Here is an 18,803-nt window from a genome sequence, read left to right as displayed (position 1 = left end):
CGATGCACCGGGGACTTCGATGGCCGACTGCCTTACTTGCGATCGCCTGTGCGTTGACAGCGGGCTGCACCAGGGCGGTCGACGGGACCGCGCTGGCCGCCGAACCCGTTCTCCACACCCCCGCCAGCTCGCCGGCCAGCCCGGCGCCGAGCGCGATGCCCACGACCGTCCTGGAAGGCCTGCTGCTGAGTCAGGACCAGGTCGTCGCCCTGGTCGGCGGGACGAACATGGCGCTGGTCGGCACCGCCACCAGCACCTCGGACTCATCGAAGATCATCGACGACCGCACCTGCCTGGGACTCGGGTCGGTGGGTGACGTGACGGTCTACGCCAACAGCGGATACGTCGCGATGCGCGGCAACCAATTCAGCACCCCCAACGCCGTGCAGGCCGATGTCACCCAACTCGTGACGTCGTTCACCACCCCGGCCGACGCCCAGGCCTTGCTGCAGCGTGCACAACAGGATTGGCAACGCTGCGCCCAGCGACGCTACGGATTTCACTCTTCCAACGGCAATCACAGCTACTTCAACACGCACGACCTACGGGTCAGCGGCTCGCGCATGGAATTGTCGATGCGCCAAGAGGAAGACCCCCGGTGGGGCTGCTCGCACGCGATGACCGTCCAGGACTCCGTCGTCGTCGAGGCGCGGGTCTGCCTGCTCAACAAGGACACCGATTCGGCGGCCAACAACCTCCTCGACCAGATCGTCGCCAAGATTCCGCAATAAGCTAAGCAGGTGGCCGCTATCGACCTGAACGCCGACTTGGGGGAGGGCTTTGGCGTCTGGCGCCTGGGCGATGACGACGCGATGCTCGGAATCGTCACGAGCGCCAACGTCGCGTGCGGTTTCCACGCGGGCGATCCCGCCAGCCTGTTGCGGGTGTGCCAGTTGGCCGCCGAGCGCGGCGTGCGCATCGGAGCCCAGGTCAGCTATCGCGACCTGGCCGGGTTTGGCAGGCGCTTCATCGACGTTGCCGCCGAAGACCTCGTCGCCGACGTCGTCTATCAGATCGGCGCGTTGCAGGCGATCGCGCACGCCGCCGGCTCAGTGGTTTCCTACGTCAAACCCCATGGCGCGCTGTACAACACGATCGTGACCAATCATGAACAGGCCGCGGCGGTCGCATCGGCGGTATATATGGCGAACGCTGCGTTGCCGGTGCTGGGCATGGCGGGTTCGGCGTTCTTCGGCGAGGCCACGCGCCTCGGATTGCGCACCGTCGCAGAGGCGTTCGCCGATCGTGGCTACCGGCCCGACGGCCGGCTGGTCGCCCGTCGGGAACCGGGCGCAGTGCTGGACGACCCGGCGGCAATCGCGCGGCGGGTGGCGACCATGGTGTCCGCCGGACAGGTCACGGCGGTCGACGGCAGCCAGATTTCGGTGACCGTGGAATCGGTCTGCGTGCACGGTGATTCACCCGACGCGGTGCAGATCGCAACCGCTGTTCGCGCTCAGCTCGAGGCCACGGGCATCGACATCAGGCCGTTCTGCTGATGCGACTGAAACTCGGTCGCCCCGACATCGCGCGCTATTCGGATCGGTTCGACGTGCCCGCCGCCGAGGCCGGCGCGCTCTCGGTGACCTGGATGGGTGTGGCGACACTGCTGATCGAGGACGGCTCGTCGGCGCTGATGACCGACGGCTATTTCTCGCGACCCGGCCTGGCACAGGTCGCGGCCGGCAAGCTATCGCCGTCGGCAGTGCGCGTGGACGGACGCCTGGCCCGGGCCAAGGTTTCGCGGCTGGCGGCGGTCATCCCGGTGCATACCCATGTCGATCACGTGATGGATTCCGCACTGGTCGCCGACCGCACCGGCGCGCAGCTGGTCGGGGGCGAGTCGGCGGCCAACGTCGGGCGCGGGTACGGCCTGCCGGAAGACCGCCTGACCATCGCCGTCCCGGGTGAACCAATTCGGTTGGGCGCCTTCGATGTAACGCTCGTGGAATCTCACCACTGTCCACCAGACCGGTTCCCCGGCGTGATCGACGCGCCCCTGGTGCCGCCGGTGAAGGTGTCGGCCTATCGCTGCGGCGAGTCGTGGTCGACGTTGATCCACCACCTGCCGTCGGATCGGCGGCTGTTGATTCAGGGCAGCGCCGGCTTCGTCAAAGGCGCGCTGGCCGGACAGCGCGCCGACGCGGTCTACCTGTCCGTCGGCCAGCTGGGTCTGCAGCCGCGGTCCTATCTGCTCGACTACTGGGCCGAGACCGTGCAAGCCGTGGGCGCGCGCCGGGTGATCCTCATTCACTGGGACGACTTCTTTCGCCCGCTGTCAAAGCCGTTGCGGGCCTTGCCGTATGCGGGTGACGACCTGGATGTGTCCATCCGGGTGCTCGACGAGCTCGCCGCGCGCGACGGTGTCGCGCTGCACATGCCGACGGTATGGCGGCGCGAAAACCCGTGGATGGTTTAGGCCTTGGCTTTAACCGTTGCGCTGCTGTTGCTTGCCGTGGTCCTGGGGTTCGCTGTCGCACGCCCGCGGGGCTGGCCGGAGGCGCTGGCCGCGGTTCCGGCCGCGCTCATCGTGGTTGCGATCGGCGCGATCTCGGTCCGCCAGGCGGCCCAGCAGGTTGCCGGATTGTCGGGGGTGGTCGCGTTCCTGGGCGCGGTGCTGGTGCTGGCCAAGCTGTGCGACGACGAAGGCCTGTTCGAGGCGGCGGGTGCGGCGATCGCGCGAACGCCCCGCGGTTCGCACGGTCTGCTGCGCCAGGTATTCGTCATCGCCGCCACCATCACCGCCGTCCTGAGCCTGGACGCCACCGTGGTGTTGCTGACCCCGGTGGTGCTGGCCGCGGTGCGCCGGCTGCGAACTCCTTTGCGGCCCTACGCCTATGCCACGGCCCACCTCGCCAACGGCGCCTCGCTGCTGCTTCCGGTGTCCAACCTGACCAACCTGCTGGCGTTTCACGTCGCGAACGTCTCGTTCACCCAGTTCACCCTGCTGATGGCGCTACCGTGGCTGGCCACGATAGCGACGATGTACCTGGTCTTCCGCGGCTTTTTCGCCCGCGATCTGCGTACCGCCCCCGACCCGGAACAACTCGCACCGGCGCCGCGGCCGCCGGTGTTCGTGTTGGTGGTCGTGGCGCTGACGCTGTCCGGGTTCGCTTTCTGCGAGCCGCTGGGAGTCGCCCCCGCGTGGGTGGCGCTGGGTGGCGCCTCGGTGCTGGCGGTGCGCAGCCTGCGCCGCCGGCACACCACGGTGGTGGAAATCCTGCGCTCGGCCCAGGTTTCGTTTCTGGTGTTCGTGCTGGCGCTGGGCGTCGTGGTGCAAGCGGTGACGCTGAACGGGATGGACCACGCGATGTCCGCGGTGCTTCCCCACGGGTCGGGGCTGCCCGCGTTGCTTGCCATCGCCGCGGTAGCCGCCGTACTGGCCAACGTCGTCAACAACCTGCCGGCAACACTGGTGCTGTTGCCGCTGGTCGCGCCAAGCGGGCCAGTCGCGATCCTGGCGGTGCTGATCGGGGTCAACATCGGGCCCAACCTGACCTATGTCGGTTCGCTGTCAAACCTCTTGTGGCGGCGCGTACTTCGCCAGCACGACGTCGAAGCCGGCGTCGGCGAGTACACGCGCCTGGGGCTGTGCACCGTGCCCCCCGCCTTGGTGGTGGCGGTCGTCGCACTGTGGTGGTCGGCGCGCCTGCTCGGCCTCTAGTCGCGAGCGGAAAGTTTGTCAGCTTCGGTCGCCGCAGGGCCCCGATCGAATGATCGACGCCAGTTCCTCGCGCGACTGGGCCCCCACTCGCTGACAGGCCCGGTACACGTGGCCTTCGACGGTGCGCACCGACATCACCAGCTGTTCGGCAATGTCGCGGTTGGACAGACCGGCCACGACGAGTTCGACGACGTCGCGCTGGCGACCCGACAGCTTGATGCCCGTCGGAGTCCGCAGCGCCGGCGTGTGCAATCCACCGCATTCATCGGCCAATTCCCTGGCCAGTGCCGCGGCATACATGCCGCGCCGATGGTGCTGGCATTCGTCGAATGCAACGGAGGCCTGCGCGGCCGCGTCGGCCGCGGTGGCCCGATCACCGATCTCCCGGTACGCCGCCGATGCCGCGAGCAGGCCCTCGCCGTCGCAAGCAAGCAGCGCCGCCGCGTGTAATGCGATGGCGGCGGCCAGCGGCAGCGACAACACGTCGGCCAGTTCCCGCGCCCGCGCCGCCTGCGAGGCATCGCCCCATTGGGCCGCGGCCTGAATGCAGGCCAGCTCATGGGTGGGCTGGCCGCGATCGCGAGCGAGTCGCGCCGCCTCGTGCGCGCTTGCCACGGCCTCGGACAGGTGACCGTTTGCCGCCATCGCCCACCCGTCGGCCAGTGCCGATGCGGTGTGCATGAACAAGAAGTCCGGCGGCACACACGAGCGCGCCGCGGCGACAGCGTCATTCGCTTCGGTCGCCTGCCCGAGCTTTGCGTGCGCCTCGGCAAGCGCGAAGTAGCTCGCCGCCCGTAAACCCGTTGTGATGGAATGCATTTGGACGCCGGCGGCCGCCTCGTGCACCAGCCGGACCGCCTCGGCGACAGAGCCGCGAACCAGTTCGGCGTTACCCAAGAGCAAGGCCAGGTTCGCATAGGCCAGGCCGGGGATTTCGCGGGCCGAGTCGGCCAGTTGCCTCGCCGTACTGACGAATTCGTCGATCTGCCCGACCAGCCGGCAGGCGCGACCGTAGACGGCGCCGAACCAAAACCGCATGTGCGATGCCTGAAACGACGTCGTCGCACGCCGCAGTGCCTGCTCGGCGACGCCGGCAAGCTCGTCGACTTGACCCAGCGCCCCCATCGCCATGATCAACCCCAGCGAGGCCATCATCGCGTGAAAGCCCGGTAACTCCGGAAAATCCAATGCCGCCCGGGCATTTTCGGCCGCGACCCGGCAGCGCGCCGACACCGCGTCCAGGCACGCCTGGACCGCCAACCGCTCCGCCCGCTGCGCCGGGGTCTCAGCGATCCCGGCAAGGCCATCGAGGATCGCCGCCGCGTCGCGCGGACTGGTCAGCATCCAAAGCAGGTTGGCCGCTCGTAGGGTCGCCCAGTGATGGCCGTCCGGCAGGTCGCCGTCCGCCATCTCGCGCAACGCCGCCTCTGCCGCCTCGCCGCGTCCACGCAGCACCAGATTCATCGCCCGCACCCCGGCCGCTCCGGGCGCGCCGGCTCGCGCGGCGGCGCTGGCGAACCGGTCGGCCAGATCCAGATCAAGCAGCGTCATCGCATGCCGTGCCGATTCCAGGTAGAGCCCGGGGTCGGGATCGAGATCCGACTCCAGACGCAGCAGCGCGCGGCGCACGGTGGCCTGCATGTCGGCGTCGCCGTCGTCAGCCAGCCGTGTCGCCAACCTGCCCCGGATCTCCGAGAGATACAACTCGCCGGCGTTCGCGCGGCGTAGCTCACCGAACAGCGGGTGTGCGAGCCTGGCCGTCAATCCGGCGGCCGTGCGTTCGATGCTCACCAGGCCCATCCGCTCGGCGGCGGCCACGTCGCTGCGGTCCACCAAGTCGCACAGCACGCCCACGGCCAGCGGCTCACATTGCGACAACGTGTCGACCACCATCGCCATCCCCGGGCTCAGGCGACCCATCTGGCGACCCAGCGTGTCGGACAAGCTCGCCGAGACCGCGACATCGCCGTCCCACATCCATACCCCGGCCGTTTTGCGCATCCGCCCGGCGGCCACCTGATCGGCCAACAGTTGCCGCAGAAACAGGGCATTCCCACCGGTCAGCTTTTGGAACCGGGCGGCGCTGCGCGCATCGACCGGACCGTCCAGCCCGCTCTCGATGACCTCACGTGTCGCCGCGGCCGAGAGCGGCTCCAGATCAAGCCGTTGCAGCAGCCCGTCTTTCCACAACGCCGTCACCGCATCGGGTTCGTCACTCCCGGTGCGCAGTGTGACCACCAGCCGGACCCCACCCGACTGCGCCAGCTGATGGACGACTAGGGCAGACAATCCGTCCAGCAGGTGCGCGTCATCGACCCCGACCACGACCCGGCCTCGACGCTGTTGCGCGACAAACGAATTGATCACCCGTTGCACATCGGTCAACGGATTCGACATCGCCGCGCCCAGCGACCCGATGAACGCACCGAGAGGCAGCGCGTGCGCCGAGTCAGTGCCGACGATCCACTTCGTCCGCTCCCCCGCCGCCGCGGCCCGCCGCAGCGCCTCGTGGGCCAACCAAGTCTTGCCCACGCCGGCGGCTCCGGCGATTACCACGCCCGAGTGATTGCCTACTGCGCTGAGGGCGCGGCGAATGCTCCCTAATTCGCTGTCACGCCCGGTCAGCGACTCAGCGCCGATCACTCGGCGACTATAACGGTGCGCGACCTTCGGGAGGGGCGCTTTGCCGACGTTTCGGCCAGCCGATATGTAGTGGACACGGATCAGTGGCGTAGTCGACTACGCTGCCGTCGCCAGTCGGGTGCCACCACCATGGCTTTCGTCAGACAAAACGCTCAGCACAGGCGGTGGGCCATGGCGAAGATCGGTAATCACGCGGTCGTATTGGGAGCGAGCATGGCCGGTCTGCTGGCCGCGCGATCGCTCAGCGAGTTCTTCGACACGGTGACGGTGGTGGAACGCGACCCGCTGCCCGATATCGGCGTGCCTCGCCGGGGTGTGCCGCAGGGTCGGCACCTGCACGGCCTGCTGTCTCGCGGTGCGCAGGCTTTTGAGGAATTCTTCCCCGGCATCCTCGACGAGTTGGTCGTCGACGGCGCGCATTACCTAGACGGCCGGGATCTGTCGCAGGTGTACTACGACGTGGGCGGGCACCTGCTGGCGCGCCACGGCAGCGCCGCGTCGTTCACTGCCTATCTCGCAACGCGGCCTTTCCTGGAAGATCACGTCCGCGCGCGCCTGCGCACCATCCCCAACGTCAGGCTGCTCGACGAGCACGACATCGTGGAACTGACCGCGACGCCGGACCAGCATCGCATCACCGGGGCGCGGGTGGTCGACCGTCGCACCCGCGAGGACCTGACGCTGCGGGCCGATTTGGTGATCGACGCGACCGGACGAGGCTGCCGCACCCCGGCCTGGCTGGACGCCCTCGGTTACGACCGCCCGCGCGAGGACCAGGTCATGGTGGAGTTGACCTATGTGAGCCAGTTGCTGAGCATGCCTCCGGATGCGCTGCACGAACTCGGTTTCGTCGTCGGAACCGTGCCGGGCCGGCCACGCGGGCTGGGCATTGTGCACTCGGAGAACGACACCTGGATGTTCACCGTTTTCGGCATAGCAGGACACGGGCCACGCCCCGACCTGATGTCGATGTGCGAGTTCGTCGAGGACTGCGCACCACCCGACCTGCTGGCCGCGATAAGCGCCGCCGAACCCATCGGAGAGCCAACCCGGCACCGTCAGCCGTCCAGTCGGTGGCGCCGCTACGACAAGCTGCGACGATTTCCCCAGGGGCTGCTGGTCATCGGCGATGCGATCTGCAGCTTCAACCCGATCTATGGCCAGGGAATGACCGTAGCCGCACTCGAGGCGCTGGCGCTACGCGACTGTTTATCAAGCGGCACAGTCGATTTGGCGCGGCGGTTCTTCCAGGCCGCGGCGGTACCGATCCGCGCGGCCTGGGAACTGTCGGCCAATCCCGACCTATGCCTACCCGAAATCGAGGGCACACCACCGTTGCTCACTCGGCTGCTCAACGCATACGTCGATCGGGTGCTCACCGCGGCCGAATACGATCCCTACGCGGTCGATCAGTTCGTCAGGGTGACCGCGCTCGTCGACCCCGCCACTCGGCTACTGCGCCCGGGCATGCTGTGGCGTGCCGCCCTCGCCAACCGCAGACGCAGGCGCGGTAGCAAGCAGTACGAAGCGGCAGGCGACCCGACCCGCAGCGTGGCCGTCTAGCCGCGGCGATAGGCCGGCGGCAGCGGCATGCCAAGTTCGCTCATCACACCGCGCAGCAGCGTCGGATAGTCGGTGATGATGCCGTCGACACCGTAGCCGATTTGGGCACGCATCGAGGCAGTGTCGTTGACGGTCCACGGAATAACCTTGAGCCCCAACGCATGTGCGTGATCGACATACGCCCTTGCGGTGACGAGCTGGTATCTGGGGGAGACGATGTTCGCCCCCACCATCAGCGCGCCGATCATCGGGTCCCCGACGGCCGCCACATTGAAGCCGGCCAGCCACGGCGAGTCCGGCACCCAGGTCTCCTCGTTGTACAAGGCCACCAATGGAATCGACGGTTCGGCCTGATGCACCATCGGCAGGGTTCGCCAGTCGAAGCTCTGAATCTCGACCGAAGAGACCTTGCCCGCTGACCTGACAGCGGCCAGGATCACCTCCACGAACTGCTGGGGCTCGGCCGATCTGCTCGGCTGGTCGGCCTCCACCTTGGTCTCGATGTTGTAGCGCACTGAAGCCCGATACGAGTCGGCGAGCACGAAGACCTCCGGCAGGGTCGCAATCTTGTTGTCCCGCACCACTTCAGCCCGGGGGAACTCGGCAAGTAGACGTCCGCAATCCAGGGTGTGGATCTGTGCCAGGGTGAGTTCGTGCACCAGCTTTCCGACGTAAGGGAATTGCGGGTCACCGGCGAATGCGGGCCCGGTGTCGACACATTTCTGCGCGTCGATCGTCGGGTCGTGCCACACCAGCGGTTGTCCGTCCGCAGTGATGACGATGTCGAGTTCGAGTGTGCTGACCCCGAGTTCGAGTGATTTGGCGAAGGCGCGCAGCGACTCCTCGGTGGTTTCACCACGGCCGCCGCGATGCGCTTGAAGATCGAAGCCGGGTGCTTGCGCCCCGGACACCGGCAGCGGCATCAGCAACGCGACGGCGGTCAGCACAGCGCCCAGGCGGGCGAGCCGGCCGGGCAATCCGGTTAACTCCTGCGCTGACGCGCGATTTCGGCGAGCACCACCCCGGCGGCCACCGACGCGTTCAGCGATTCGGTATGGCCGGCCATCGGTATGGACACCACCTGTTCGCAGTTCTGCCGCACCAGCCGCGACAGGCCCTTGCCTTCCGATCCGACGACCACCACGATCGGGTCGGTACCGTCCAGGTCGTCGACCACGGTGTCACCATCGGCGTCCAACCCGATCACCCGCACCCGGCGGTCGGCCCAACTCTTCAGTGTCCTCGTGAGATTGGTGGCACGCGCCACCGGAATGCGGGCCGCCGCACCCGCGCTGGTGCGCCAGGCCACGGCCGTCACCGAGGCCGAACGGCGTTGCGGTATCAGCACGCCGTGGCCGCCGAAGGCCGCGACCGAGCGAACGATCGCACCGAGGTTTCGGGGATCCGAGATATTGTCCAGCGCGACCAGTAACGCCGGCGGCGACTGCAGGGCTGTCGTGAGCAGGTCGTCGGGGTGGGCGTAGTTGTACGGCGGCACCTGCAGCGCGATGCCCTGGTGCAGATGATTGGTGGTCATCTTGTCCAGGTCAGACCGCGGCACTTCCAGGATTGCGATTCCCAAATCTGCCGCCCGCGTGACGGATTCGGTTACCCGCTCGTCGGCTTCGGTGCCGAGCGCAACATACAACGCGGTCGCGGGGACTCCGGCACGCAAGCATTCCACTACCGGGTTGCGACCGAGCACCGTTTCGGTTTCGTCGGTGCGTTTGGCCGGCCGTCGTGGCTGGGTCTGGGTGGCGCGCTTGGCAGCGGGATGATTGGGGCGCAGGTGCGCGGGCGGCGTGGGACCACGGCCCTCCAGCCCGCGGCGCCGCTGGCCGCCCGAGCCTACGGTCGGGGCCTTCTTGCTGCCGGACTTACGTATCGCCCCCTGGCGCCGCGAATTGCCGGCCATCTATTTGTCGTCACCGGCCAGCAGTTCCCACTGCGGCCCGTCGGCGGTGTCGGTGACTTCGATGCCGGCGTTCTTGAGTCGGTCCCGAATCTGATCTGCGAGAGCCCAATTGCGCTCGTCGCGGGCCTGCTTCCGGCTTTCCAGCTCGGACTGGACCAGCACGTCGACGGCCGCGAGCGCTGCCGACGTCTCGTCGCGCGATTCCCAGCGTTCGTCGAGCGGGTCACAGCCCAGGATGCCCATCATCGCGCGGATCGAGCCGGCGCTCTGCAGGGCGCCTTCATGGTCGCCGGCGTCGAGTGCCCGGTTGCCCTCGGCCCGGGCCTGGTGGATCTCGGCCAGTGCGATCGGGACCGCGAGGTCGTCGTCGAGCGCGTCGGCGAATCGCGGCGTCCACTCACCGGGGACGACGCCGCCGACCCGAACCCGTACGCGATGCAGGAATTCCTCAACTCCCACATAGGCTTTCACCGCATCCTGTAGGGCCGTATCGGAAAATTCGAGCATCGAGCGATAGTGGGCGCTGCCCAGGTAGTAGCGCAGTTCCGGCGGGCGCACCCGCTGCAACATCGCCGGGATGGACAACACATTGCCCAGCGACTTGCTCATCTTCTCGCCGCCCATCGTCACCCAGCCGTTGTGCAGCCAGTAGCGGGCGAACCCATCCCCGGCCGCGCGGCTCTGGGCGATCTCATTCTCGTGATGCGGGAACACCAAATCCATTCCCCCGCAATGGATGTCGAATTCCGGCCCCAGATAGGTGCGCGCCATCGCCGAGCATTCCAGGTGCCAGCCCGGGCGCCCGCGCCCCCACGGCGAGGGCCACGACGGCTCACCGGGCTTTTCGCCCTTCCAGAGCGTGAAGTCGCGCTGGTCGCGCTTGCCGGTCCCGGCGCCCTCGCCCTGGTGGACGTCATCGATCTTGTGGCCGGACAGCTGGCCGTACTCGGGGTAGCTGAGCACGTCGAAGTAGACGTCCCCGGCCGCGGCGTACGCGTGACCATTTTCGATCAGGCGGTCCATTAACTCGACCATCTGGGTGATGTGCCCGGTGGCTCGCGGCTCCGCCGACGGCGGCAACACGTCCAGGGCGTCGTAGGCCGCGGTGAACGCACGCTCGTAGGTGGCAGCCCACTCCCACCATGGCCGGCAGGCCGCGGCGGCCTTGGCGAGGATCTTGTCTTCGATATCGGTCACGTTGCGGATGAACGCGACGTCGTAACCGCGCGCCATCAGCCAGCGGCGCAGGATGTCGAAGGCCACGCCGCTGCGGACGTGGCCGATGTGCGGCTGTCCCTGAACGGTCGCGCCACACAGGTAGATGGAGACGTGCCCCTCGCGCAGCGGAACGAAGTCGCGCACTGCGCCGGCTGCAGTGTCGTGCAGCCGCATGGGGGGGCGATCGGTCACGACGTGCCAGCTTACCTGCTACTTCGGATCGGCCGACCGCAGCTCGCGGGGCTATCCGTGCGCGATAACGAGGGCTGTCGCGATGGCGGCCAAACCCTCACCCCGCCCGGTGAGGCCCAGGCCATCGGTGGTGGTCGCCGAGACCGACACCGGGGCACCCACCAGATCCGACAGCAACTGCTGTGCTTCGGCGCGCCGGGGGCCGATCTTTGGCCGGTTACCGATTACTTGCACGGCAGCGTTTCCGACCCGAAAGCCGTCGTTGCATATCAGCTCGACGACGTGGCGAAGCATGTCGGCGCCGCTGACGTCCTTCCACCGCGGATCGTCGACTCCGAATACGGCGCCGATGTCGCCCAGCCCGGCCGCCGACAACAGCGCGTCACACAACGCGTGCGCGGCCACGTCGCCGTCGGAGTGTCCGGCGCAGCCGTCGGCGTCGGGAAACAGCAGGCCCAGCAACCAGCAGGGCCGTCCGGGCTCAATCGGGTGTACGTCGGTTCCCAGACCGACCCTTGGCATCCGAAGCTGTTCAGTCACCGGCGCACAATCGCTTGGGCCAGCAGCAGATCCAGCTGGGTGGTGATCTTGAATGCCAACGGGTCGCCGTCGACCACCTGAACCTGGCCGCCGACGTGTTCAACCAGGGATGCGTCGTCGGTGAAAACCGCGCCGGCGGCTCGTTGATATGCGCGCAACAGCAGGTCGGTGGCGAACCCTTGCGGTGTCTGCACCGCCCGCAGCCCGGCACGTTCCGGCGTGCCCAGCACCACGCCGTTGGCATCCACGGCCTTGATGGTGTCATGCAGCGGCAGCGCGGGCACCACAGCGCCGTGCCCGGCCCGCAACGCGTCGACCACGCGCACGATCAGCTCCGGTGGCGTCAACGCGCGGGCGGCGTCGTGAACCAGCACGAAATCCGGTTCGCCGGACAGGGCGGATAATGCCAGATTCACCGATTCGGTGCGCCCGGAGCCGCCGGCTACAACGGTCGCCCGGTCACCCAGGACTTGCTTGGCTTGGTCGATGCGATCGGCAGGCACCGCCGCCACGACGTGACTAACGACCCCCGAATTCAGCAGACCCGCAACGGCCCATTCCAGCAGCGTGCGTCCATCAAGTTCGCAAAATGCTTTCGGGATGCCGGCGCGCAGCCGCTCCCCCAACCCCGCGGCCGGGACCACTGCGACAACTGTGCCCCCGACCACGTGAGCTCAGGGCCTTCAGGAAGCTGCGGCCAAAACCTCGTCGAGGATGGTCTCCGCTTTGGCGTCGTCGGTGCTCTCAGCGAGCGCCAACTCTCCGACCAGAATCTGCCGGGCCTTTGCCAGCATGCGCTTTTCGCCTGCGGACAGGCCGCGCTCCTGGTCGCGACGCCACAGGTCACGGACAACTTCGGCAACCTTGTTGACGTCGCCGGAAGCAAGCTTTTCGAGATTGGCCTTGTAGCGGCGTGACCAGTTGGTGGGCTCTTCCGTGTGGGGAGCGCGCAGCACCTGGAAGACCTTGTCGAGGCCTTCTTGTCCGACGACGTCGCGGACGCCGACGTACTCGGCGTTCTCGGCGGGAACTCGAACGGTCAGGTCACCCTGCGCAACTTTCAAGACGAGATACTCTTTTTGTTCCCCTTTGATGGTGCGGGTTTCGATCGCCTCGACTAACGCAGCACCGTGGTGTGGATATACAACGGTGTCGCCGACCTTGAAGATCATCAGATTCGAGCCCCTTTCGTTACTTCAGTCTAACACGGCGGTCCAACACACGCGAAGCAACAGTGCAGGTCAGGGGCACAACGCGCGCTGAATAGGGGTTGACAGACGGGAGAAGACGTGCAATAGAACACACTATCAATGCCCGCTCTTGCCTAGCCGGGTGCCCCCGCTACCGACGCTGCGGTGCTGGTCTTGCTACCTGCGCTACCGCTGGAACGTGGTTCCTACTACTGTGCATAGTTGCACGGTTGACGCGGCCGTCATCGTGCCGCGACTTGCTCTGACCAGCCAGACCGAGCCCAGGAGGCATCGAGTGAACCGCTTCAAGACCAGCCTCGCGGTCGGCCTTCGCGCCCGAGTTGCCCTCGCCGGCCTGGCCGCCGTGGTCGCTGCCGTGCTCACCGGTTGTGGCGCCGGGCAGATCTCGCAGATGGCGACGCAGGAGCCCGCCGTCAACGGCAACAAGGTCACGGTCAACAACGTGGCGCTGCGCGACATCCGTATCCAGGCCGCGCAGACCGGCGATTACCTGCACCCAGGCAAGAACGTGGACCTGGTGCTGGTGGCAGTGAACCAGTCCCCGGACGTCGAGGACCGCTTGCTGGGCATCACCAGTGACATCGGCACCGTGACGGTGACCGGCGACTCCCGCCTGCCCCCCAGCGGCATGCTGTTCATCGGTACACCGGAAGGCCAGAAGGTCGCGCCGGGGGTGCTCAACCCCAACAGCGCGGCCAAGGCATCCGTCAACTTGGCCAAGCCCATCACCAACGGCCTCTCCTACAACTTCACCTTCACCTTCGAGAAGGCCGGCCAAACCAGCGTGCAGGTGCCGATTTCCGCCGGGATGGCGCCGTCGGAGGCCTAAACAGCCGTGTCACAGCGGGGCTTGTCGGCCCCGCCGGATACCGTCATGGCGTGGCAAATGCGCGCTCGCAATACCGTTGCTCGGAGTGCCAGCACGTCACCGCCAAATGGGTGGGCCGCTGCGGAGAATGCGGCACCTGGGGCACCGTCGATGAGGTTGCCGTGCTCCGCACGGTGGGCGGTCGCCGTCCGGTAAACGGGGCGTCGCGCGCCGTGCCGATCAGTTCCATCGAGCCAGGCGCCAGCCAGCACCGCGCGACGGGTATCGACGAGCTCGACCGCGTACTCGGCGGCGGCGTGGTGCCCGGCTCGGTGACGCTGCTGGCCGGTGATCCGGGTGTCGGCAAGTCGACGTTGCTGCTCAAGGTCGCCCACCTGTGGGCGCAGTCCGGGCGGCGCGCGCTGTACATCTCCGGCGAGGAGTCCGCGGGCCAGATCAGGCTGCGCGCGGACCGCATGGACTGCGGCAGCGACGAGGTCTACCTGGCCGCCGAATCCGACGTGCACACGGTGCTCGAGCACATCGCGACGGTCAAGCCCGCACTGGTGATCGTCGACTCGGTGCAAACCATGTCCACCACCGAGTCCGACGGTGTCGCCGGCGGGGTGACGCAGGTGCGCGCGGTGACGGCCGCGCTCACCGGCGCGGCCAAGGCCGACGGCGTGGCGCTGATCCTCGTCGGCCACGTCACCAAGGACGGCGCGATCGCCGGACCACGTTCGCTGGAACACCTCGTCGACGTCGTGCTGCATTTCGAGGGCGACCGCAACGGCTCGCTGCGGATGGTCCGCGGCATCAAGAACCGTTTTGGCGGCGCCGACGAAGTCGGATGTTTCATGTTGCACGACAACGGAATTGAAGGGGTCGCCGACCCGTCCAACCTGTTCTTGGATCAGCGGCCCGCCCCGGTGCCCGGTACCGCGATCACGGTCGCGCTGGACGGCAAGCGGCCGCTGATCGGCGAAGTCCAGGCGCTGTTGGCCACGCCGAACGCCGGGTCGCCGCGCCGCGCGGTCAGCGGGATCGATCACTCCCGCGCCGCGATGATCACTGCCGTGCTGGAAAAGCACGCCAAATTGCCGCTTGCCGCCAACGACATCTACCTGTCCACCGTGGGCGGCATGCGGTTGACCGATCCGTCCTCGGACCTCGCCGTCGCGATCGCGCTGGCTTCCGCGTTGGCCGATCTGCCGCTGCCCACCACGGCGGTGATGGTCGGCGAAGTCGGACTGGCGGGCGATCTGCGCCGAGTGAGCGGGATGGACCGGCGGCTGGCCGAAGCCGCCCGGCAGGGATTCAGCATCGCGCTGATTCCGGCGGGATGCGACACCGTTCCGCGGGGCATGCGGGCTCTGTTCGCACCCAACATCGGCGCGGCGCTGGAGCACATGATCGACATCGCGGACCACCGCAGCAGCGGGCCCGTGCGGCTCGAACGGCTGGACATTGCTACGCCGCGGGCGATGGCGTAGCAGAATGACAGCCTGTGACCCGTCCGACGCTGCGTGAAACAGTCGCCCGCCTGGCACCGGGCACCGGGCTCCGGGACGGCCTGGAGCGGATTCTGCGCGGCCGTACCGGTGCGCTGATCGTCCTCGGCAACGACGAGAACGTCGAGGCCATCTGCGACGGTGGCTTCGCTCTGGATGTCCGATACGCCCCGACGCGGCTACGCGAACTGGCCAAGATGGACGGCGCCGTCGTGCTGTCCACCGACGCCAGCCGCATCGTGCGGGCCAACGTTCAGCTGGTCCCCGATCCGTCGATACCCACCGACGAGTCGGGCACCCGGCACCGCTCGGCGGAACGCGCGGCGATTCAGACCGGCCATCCGGTGATCTCGGTCAGCCACTCGATGAACATCGTCACCGTCTACGTCGGCGGGGAGCGCCACGTACTGGCCGATTCCGCGACCATCCTGTCGCGCGCCAACCAGGCCATCGCGACCCTGGAGCGCTACAAGACCCGCCTCGACGAGGTCAGCCGGCTGCTCTCCCGGGCCGAGATCGAAGACTTCGTCACGCTGCGCGACGTGATGACCGTGGTGCAGCGACTCGAGCTGGTCCGGCGAATCGGGCTGGTGATCGACTACGACGTCGTCGAACTGGGCACCGACGGGCGCCAGCTGCGGCTGCAGCTCGAGGAGCTGCTGGGCGGCAACGACACCGATCGAGAATTGATCGTGCGCGACTACCACGCCAGCCCCGAGCCGCTCTCCGATGTGCAGATGATCGCGACCCTTGATGAGCTGGACTCGTTGTCGGATATCGAGCTGCTCGAAACCACCTCGCTGGCAAAGGTTTTCGGGTATCCGACGACGGCGGAGGCGCAGGACTCGGCGCTGAGCCCGCGTGGCTACCGCGCGATGGCCGGTATCCCCCGGCTGCAGTTCGCCCACGTGGATCTGTTGGTCCGCAACTTCGGGACGCTGCAGGGTCTGCTCGCCGCCAGCGCGAGCGACCTGCAATCGGTCGATGGCATCGGCTCGATGTGGGCCCGCCATGTGCGGGAAGGGCTGTCGCAGCTGGCGGAGTCGACGATCGCCGACCCGCTCAACTAACCGACGCTCTAGCCCGCCGGCGACGGACCGGGAACAACCCCGGGCGGAGCCTCGGGCTGCGGCACCGCCGGCTGACCCGGCACCGGCCCCGGCGGGGGCGGCGGCTGGTTCAGGATGAACGGAACCGCAAGCGAGCGCAGGTTGCCCAGCTGGACGACGAGGTTGTAGGTGCCCGGGCCGATGGCCGGCCGCGGCAGCGGGCAGTGCGGCGAGGAACCCATCCCGGTCCACGTCACCGCCGTCGTCACCTGTTCGCCCGGCGTGAAGGTCTTGACCAGGGTCTCGTTGGACGGCGCGCAGTCCAGGTTGGACCACAGTCGCTTGTTGTCCAGCGAGTAGACGTAGGCGGCCAGCACGGCGGCGCCGACATCGCGCTTGCAGGCCACCAGCCCGATGTTGGTGACGACCATCGTGAACTTCGGCTGGTCACCGATGAAGTACTGGGGCGCGTTGGTCAGCCCCTTTACGGCCAGCGTCGAGTCGGGGCAGTCGTCGCCCTCCTTGAGTACCGGAGGCGGCTGCACCGCCGCGGTCGGCGTCGGGGCCTCCGGGTTTTGCCCCTGCGGCAGTGGAGTGACGCCTTCCGGCCCCGGCGCGGGCGGCGCTTGCGGCGGAGGCGCTGCCGGGGTGTTTTGACCCGAGCCGGCCTTGTTGACACTGGCGGGTTTGGCACCCGCGGTGTTGCCCATAAAGGCGATGACGATAGCGACAGCGATGCCGATCACGACGACCGCGATCCCCAGGGCCAGCCCCCTGCGCCGCCAATAGATCTCCGTGGGTAGCGGGCCACGCGGTTCCAGATCCAGCACGGTCACACCATAAGTCCAGGTCACACCGATTTGTCCGATCCGACTCGGCGTGTCGCGATGTTAGCTGGCCAATGAACGTGTTAGTGGCCCGTGCCGCAAAGAAAAGCGGCGGGCTACTCGCCGATGTCGCCGATGTGGTCGACCAGCGCCGCGCGCCCGTCGGCGAGGTGATAGGTGACCCCGGCAAGCGCCAGCGTGCCCGCCGAAACCCGCTCGGCGATGGCGGCAGAACGCGACGCGAGCTGCGCCAACGTCTCGCTTACGTGCCGTGCCTCGAACTCGTCGACTCGACTCAGGCCGTCGCGGCGGCCCATCAGGATCGACGGCGCGACCCGCTCCACCACGTCGCGCACGAAGCCCCCTGGTATGGCACCGTCATCGACCGCGCCGATGGCGGCCTTGACGGCGCCGCAGCTGTTATGGCCGAGGACGACGATCAGCGGGACTTCGAGCACCGACACCCCGAACTCGATGGACCCGAGCACCGCCGAGTCGATCACCTGCCCGGCCGTGCGGACCACGAACATGTCGCCCAGACCCTGGTCGAAGATGAGCTCCGCGGCCACCCGGCTATCCGAACAACCGAATACGACTGCGGTGGGTTTTTGACCCGCGGCCAGGCTGGCGCGATGTTCGACGCTCTGGCTCGGGTGCGCAGGCTGGCCGGCGACGAATCGCTCGTTACCCTCTTTGAGTGCTTTCCATGCGGATACCGGATTGGTGTTGGGCATGGCACATATTCTGGCGTGCCGCGGGCTTCGATGCCTAGTCCAGAGCAAATCCCGGCGGGTGAACTTCTGGAGTGGTACGAACGCTCGCGCCGCGACCTGCCCTGGCGGGAACCAGGTGTGGACGCGTGGCAGATCCTGGTCAGCGAATTCATGCTGCAGCAGACGCCGGTGGCCCGGGTGCTGCCGATCTGGACGGACTGGGTGCGGCGCTGGCCCACCCCGTCGGCGACCGCCGCGGCCAGCGCGGCCGACGTGCTGCGGGCGTGGGGCAAGCTGGGCTACCCGAGACGGGCGAAGCGCTTGCACGAATGCGCCATCGCCATCGCGCGTGATCACGGCGACGTCGTGCCGGATGACGTCGAAACCCTATTGGAATTACCGGGTATCGGCAGCTACACCGCCCGAGCAGTGGCGTGCTTCGCCTACCGCAAACGGGTACCCGTGGTCGACACCAATGTGCGACGGGTGGTGGCCCGCGCGGTGCACGGCCTGGCCGATGCCGGTCCACCGTCGGCAACACGCGACCTTGCCGACGTCTCGGCGTTGCTGCCGAAAGACGATACGGCGCCCCAGTTTTCGGTGGCGCTGATGGAATTGGGTGCCACGGTGTGTGTCGCGCGCAAGCCCCGCTGCGGGTTGTGCCCGCTTGAGCACTGCGCGTGGCGACATGCCGGCTTTCCCCCCGCCCAAGGGCCGGCCCGCCGGATTCAAACGTACGCCGGAACAGATCGTCAGGTCCGCGGTCGGTTGCTGGATGTGCTGCGCGCCAACGATTCCCCGGTCACCAGGGCCGAGCTGGATGTGGCGTGGCTGACCGACACCGCGCAGCGGGACCGGGCGTTGTATTCACTGCTTGCCGACGGCCTGGTAACCCAGACGCGGGACGGCCGGTTCGGGCTAGCCGGCGAGGAAGGCTAGATGGGTCGCC

Annotated in this window: 18 protein-coding genes; 9 read left to right on the top strand and 9 right to left on the bottom strand. The window is 67.8% G+C overall.

Annotation, left to right across the window (positions count from 1 at the left end; all coding sequences use genetic code 11):
* Positions 1 to 2: 2 nt before the first annotated feature.
* The 4 genes from LMQ14_RS02550 to LMQ14_RS02535 are packed head-to-tail and all read left to right on the top strand — an operon-like array spanning position 3 to position 3,664.
* Complete coding sequence (locus LMQ14_RS02550; RefSeq protein WP_267733282.1) at positions 3 to 731, top strand: sensor domain-containing protein; 729 nt, start codon at positions 3 to 5, stop codon at positions 729 to 731.
* A gap of 9 nt (positions 732 to 740) precedes the next feature.
* On the top strand, positions 741 to 1,499 hold the full coding sequence (locus tag LMQ14_RS02545; protein ID WP_267733281.1) for a LamB/YcsF family protein: 759 nt from the start codon (positions 741 to 743) through the stop codon (positions 1,497 to 1,499).
* Positions 1,499 to 2,419, top strand: a complete 921-nt coding sequence (locus tag LMQ14_RS02540) for an MBL fold metallo-hydrolase (protein WP_267733280.1) — start codon at positions 1,499 to 1,501, stop codon at positions 2,417 to 2,419. The genes LMQ14_RS02545 and LMQ14_RS02540 overlap by 1 nt, the downstream gene beginning before the upstream one ends.
* Before the next feature lie 3 nt (positions 2,420 to 2,422).
* The gene (locus tag LMQ14_RS02535; protein WP_267733279.1) at positions 2,423 to 3,664 is read left to right on the top strand and encodes an SLC13 family permease; all 1,242 of its coding nucleotides are present in this window, start codon (positions 2,423 to 2,425) and stop codon (positions 3,662 to 3,664) included.
* An 18-nt stretch (positions 3,665 to 3,682) separates the two neighbouring features.
* Here the strand turns inward: LMQ14_RS02535 and LMQ14_RS02530 are convergent, their stop codons facing one another.
* A complete protein-coding gene (locus LMQ14_RS02530; protein ID WP_267733278.1) occupies positions 3,683 to 6,307 on the bottom strand; it encodes a helix-turn-helix transcriptional regulator in 2,625 nt (874 codons plus the stop codon).
* Between the two features lie 171 nt (positions 6,308 to 6,478).
* Here LMQ14_RS02530 and LMQ14_RS02525 point away from each other — a divergent pair, with 171 nt between their 5' ends.
* Entirely contained in the window at positions 6,479 to 7,870 is a 1,392-nt protein-coding gene (locus tag LMQ14_RS02525; protein WP_267733277.1) for an FAD-dependent oxidoreductase, read from the top strand.
* Here LMQ14_RS02525 and LMQ14_RS02520 read toward each other — a convergent pair.
* The 6 genes from LMQ14_RS02520 to carD are packed head-to-tail and all read right to left on the bottom strand — an operon-like array spanning position 7,867 to position 12,907.
* On the bottom strand, positions 7,867 to 8,793 hold the full coding sequence (locus LMQ14_RS02520; RefSeq protein ID WP_267735319.1) for a glycerophosphodiester phosphodiesterase: 927 nt from the start codon (positions 8,791 to 8,793) through the stop codon (positions 7,867 to 7,869). The two genes, LMQ14_RS02525 and LMQ14_RS02520, sit on opposite strands and share 4 nt — an antisense overlap.
* 59 nt (positions 8,794 to 8,852) lie before the next feature.
* Positions 8,853 to 9,785 carry a 23S rRNA (guanosine(2251)-2'-O)-methyltransferase RlmB gene (gene rlmB / locus LMQ14_RS02515; RefSeq protein WP_267733276.1) on the bottom strand — a complete coding sequence of 311 codons (933 nt, stop codon included), beginning with the start codon at positions 9,783 to 9,785 and terminating at the stop codon, positions 8,853 to 8,855.
* On the bottom strand, positions 9,786 to 11,195 hold the full coding sequence (gene cysS, locus LMQ14_RS02510) for a cysteine--tRNA ligase (protein ID WP_267733275.1): 1,410 nt from the start codon (positions 11,193 to 11,195) through the stop codon (positions 9,786 to 9,788). It abuts the gene before it with no gap.
* A 51-nt stretch (positions 11,196 to 11,246) separates the two neighbouring features.
* On the bottom strand, positions 11,247 to 11,717 hold the full coding sequence (gene ispF / locus LMQ14_RS02505) for a 2-C-methyl-D-erythritol 2,4-cyclodiphosphate synthase (protein ID WP_267735318.1): 471 nt from the start codon (positions 11,715 to 11,717) through the stop codon (positions 11,247 to 11,249).
* Positions 11,718 to 11,731: 14 nt separating this feature from the next.
* Positions 11,732 to 12,403, bottom strand: a complete 672-nt coding sequence (gene ispD, locus LMQ14_RS02500) for a 2-C-methyl-D-erythritol 4-phosphate cytidylyltransferase (protein ID WP_267733274.1) — start codon at positions 12,401 to 12,403, stop codon at positions 11,732 to 11,734.
* 15 nt (positions 12,404 to 12,418) lie between these two features.
* Entirely contained in the window at positions 12,419 to 12,907 is a 489-nt protein-coding gene (gene carD, locus LMQ14_RS02495; protein ID WP_003419482.1) for an RNA polymerase-binding transcription factor CarD, read from the bottom strand.
* A gap of 313 nt (positions 12,908 to 13,220) precedes the next feature.
* Here carD and LMQ14_RS02490 point away from each other — a divergent pair, with 313 nt between their 5' ends.
* From LMQ14_RS02490 to disA, 3 genes are read left to right on the top strand one after another with little or no spacing between them, the layout of a single operon-like run.
* Positions 13,221 to 13,775, top strand: a complete 555-nt coding sequence (locus LMQ14_RS02490; RefSeq protein ID WP_420714597.1) for a hypothetical protein — start codon at positions 13,221 to 13,223, stop codon at positions 13,773 to 13,775.
* A gap of 50 nt (positions 13,776 to 13,825) precedes the next feature.
* Positions 13,826 to 15,247: a DNA repair protein RadA gene (gene radA, locus LMQ14_RS02485; RefSeq protein WP_267733273.1), complete on the top strand. Its 1,422-nt coding sequence runs from the start codon at positions 13,826 to 13,828 to the stop codon at positions 15,245 to 15,247.
* Between the two features lie 14 nt (positions 15,248 to 15,261).
* A complete protein-coding gene (disA, locus tag LMQ14_RS02480) occupies positions 15,262 to 16,335 on the top strand; it encodes a DNA integrity scanning diadenylate cyclase DisA (protein WP_267733272.1) in 1,074 nt (357 codons plus the stop codon).
* A gap of 8 nt (positions 16,336 to 16,343) precedes the next feature.
* Here disA and LMQ14_RS02475 read toward each other — a convergent pair whose 3' ends face one another.
* Together LMQ14_RS02475 and LMQ14_RS02470 are read right to left on the bottom strand one after the other, a co-directional pair.
* Entirely contained in the window at positions 16,344 to 17,144 is an 801-nt protein-coding gene (locus LMQ14_RS02475; protein WP_267735316.1) for a hypothetical protein, read from the bottom strand.
* A gap of 113 nt (positions 17,145 to 17,257) precedes the next feature.
* Positions 17,258 to 17,875, bottom strand: a complete 618-nt coding sequence (locus LMQ14_RS02470; RefSeq protein WP_267733271.1) for a carbonic anhydrase — start codon at positions 17,873 to 17,875, stop codon at positions 17,258 to 17,260.
* 30 nt (positions 17,876 to 17,905) lie between these two features.
* Between LMQ14_RS02470 and LMQ14_RS02465 the strand changes: the two genes are divergently transcribed.
* On the top strand, positions 17,906 to 18,793 hold the full coding sequence (locus tag LMQ14_RS02465; RefSeq protein ID WP_267733270.1) for an A/G-specific adenine glycosylase: 888 nt from the start codon (positions 17,906 to 17,908) through the stop codon (positions 18,791 to 18,793).
* Positions 18,794 to 18,803 lie beyond the last annotated feature (10 nt).

Source organism: Mycobacterium sp. Aquia_213, assembly GCF_026625985.1.
In the GTDB taxonomy this organism is placed as follows: domain Bacteria; phylum Actinomycetota; class Actinomycetes; order Mycobacteriales; family Mycobacteriaceae; genus Mycobacterium.
This window is presented reverse-complemented; position numbering and strand designations above follow the sequence as displayed.

Coding starts and splice junctions, on each gene's coding strand:
- LMQ14_RS02550 (WP_267733282.1), top strand. CDS start 3: ATGCACCGGGGACTTCGATGGCCGACTGCCTTACTTGCGATCGCCTGT.
- LMQ14_RS02540 (WP_267733280.1), top strand. CDS start 1,499: ATGCGACTGAAACTCGGTCGCCCCGACATCGCGCGCTATTCGGATCGG.
- LMQ14_RS02525 (WP_267733277.1), top strand. CDS start 6,479: ATGGCGAAGATCGGTAATCACGCGGTCGTATTGGGAGCGAGCATGGCC.
- LMQ14_RS02520 (WP_267735319.1), bottom strand. CDS start 8,793: ATGCCGCTGCCGGTGTCCGGGGCGCAAGCACCCGGCTTCGATCTTCAA.
- rlmB (WP_267733276.1), bottom strand. CDS start 9,785: ATGGCCGGCAATTCGCGGCGCCAGGGGGCGATACGTAAGTCCGGCAGC.
- ispF (WP_267735318.1), bottom strand. CDS start 11,717: ATGCCAAGGGTCGGTCTGGGAACCGACGTACACCCGATTGAGCCCGGA.
- carD (WP_003419482.1), bottom strand. CDS start 12,907: ATGATCTTCAAGGTCGGCGACACCGTTGTATATCCACACCACGGTGCT.
- LMQ14_RS02470 (WP_267733271.1), bottom strand. CDS start 17,875: ATGCCCAACACCAATCCGGTATCCGCATGGAAAGCACTCAAAGAGGGT.
- LMQ14_RS02465 (WP_267733270.1), top strand. CDS start 17,906: ATGCCTAGTCCAGAGCAAATCCCGGCGGGTGAACTTCTGGAGTGGTAC.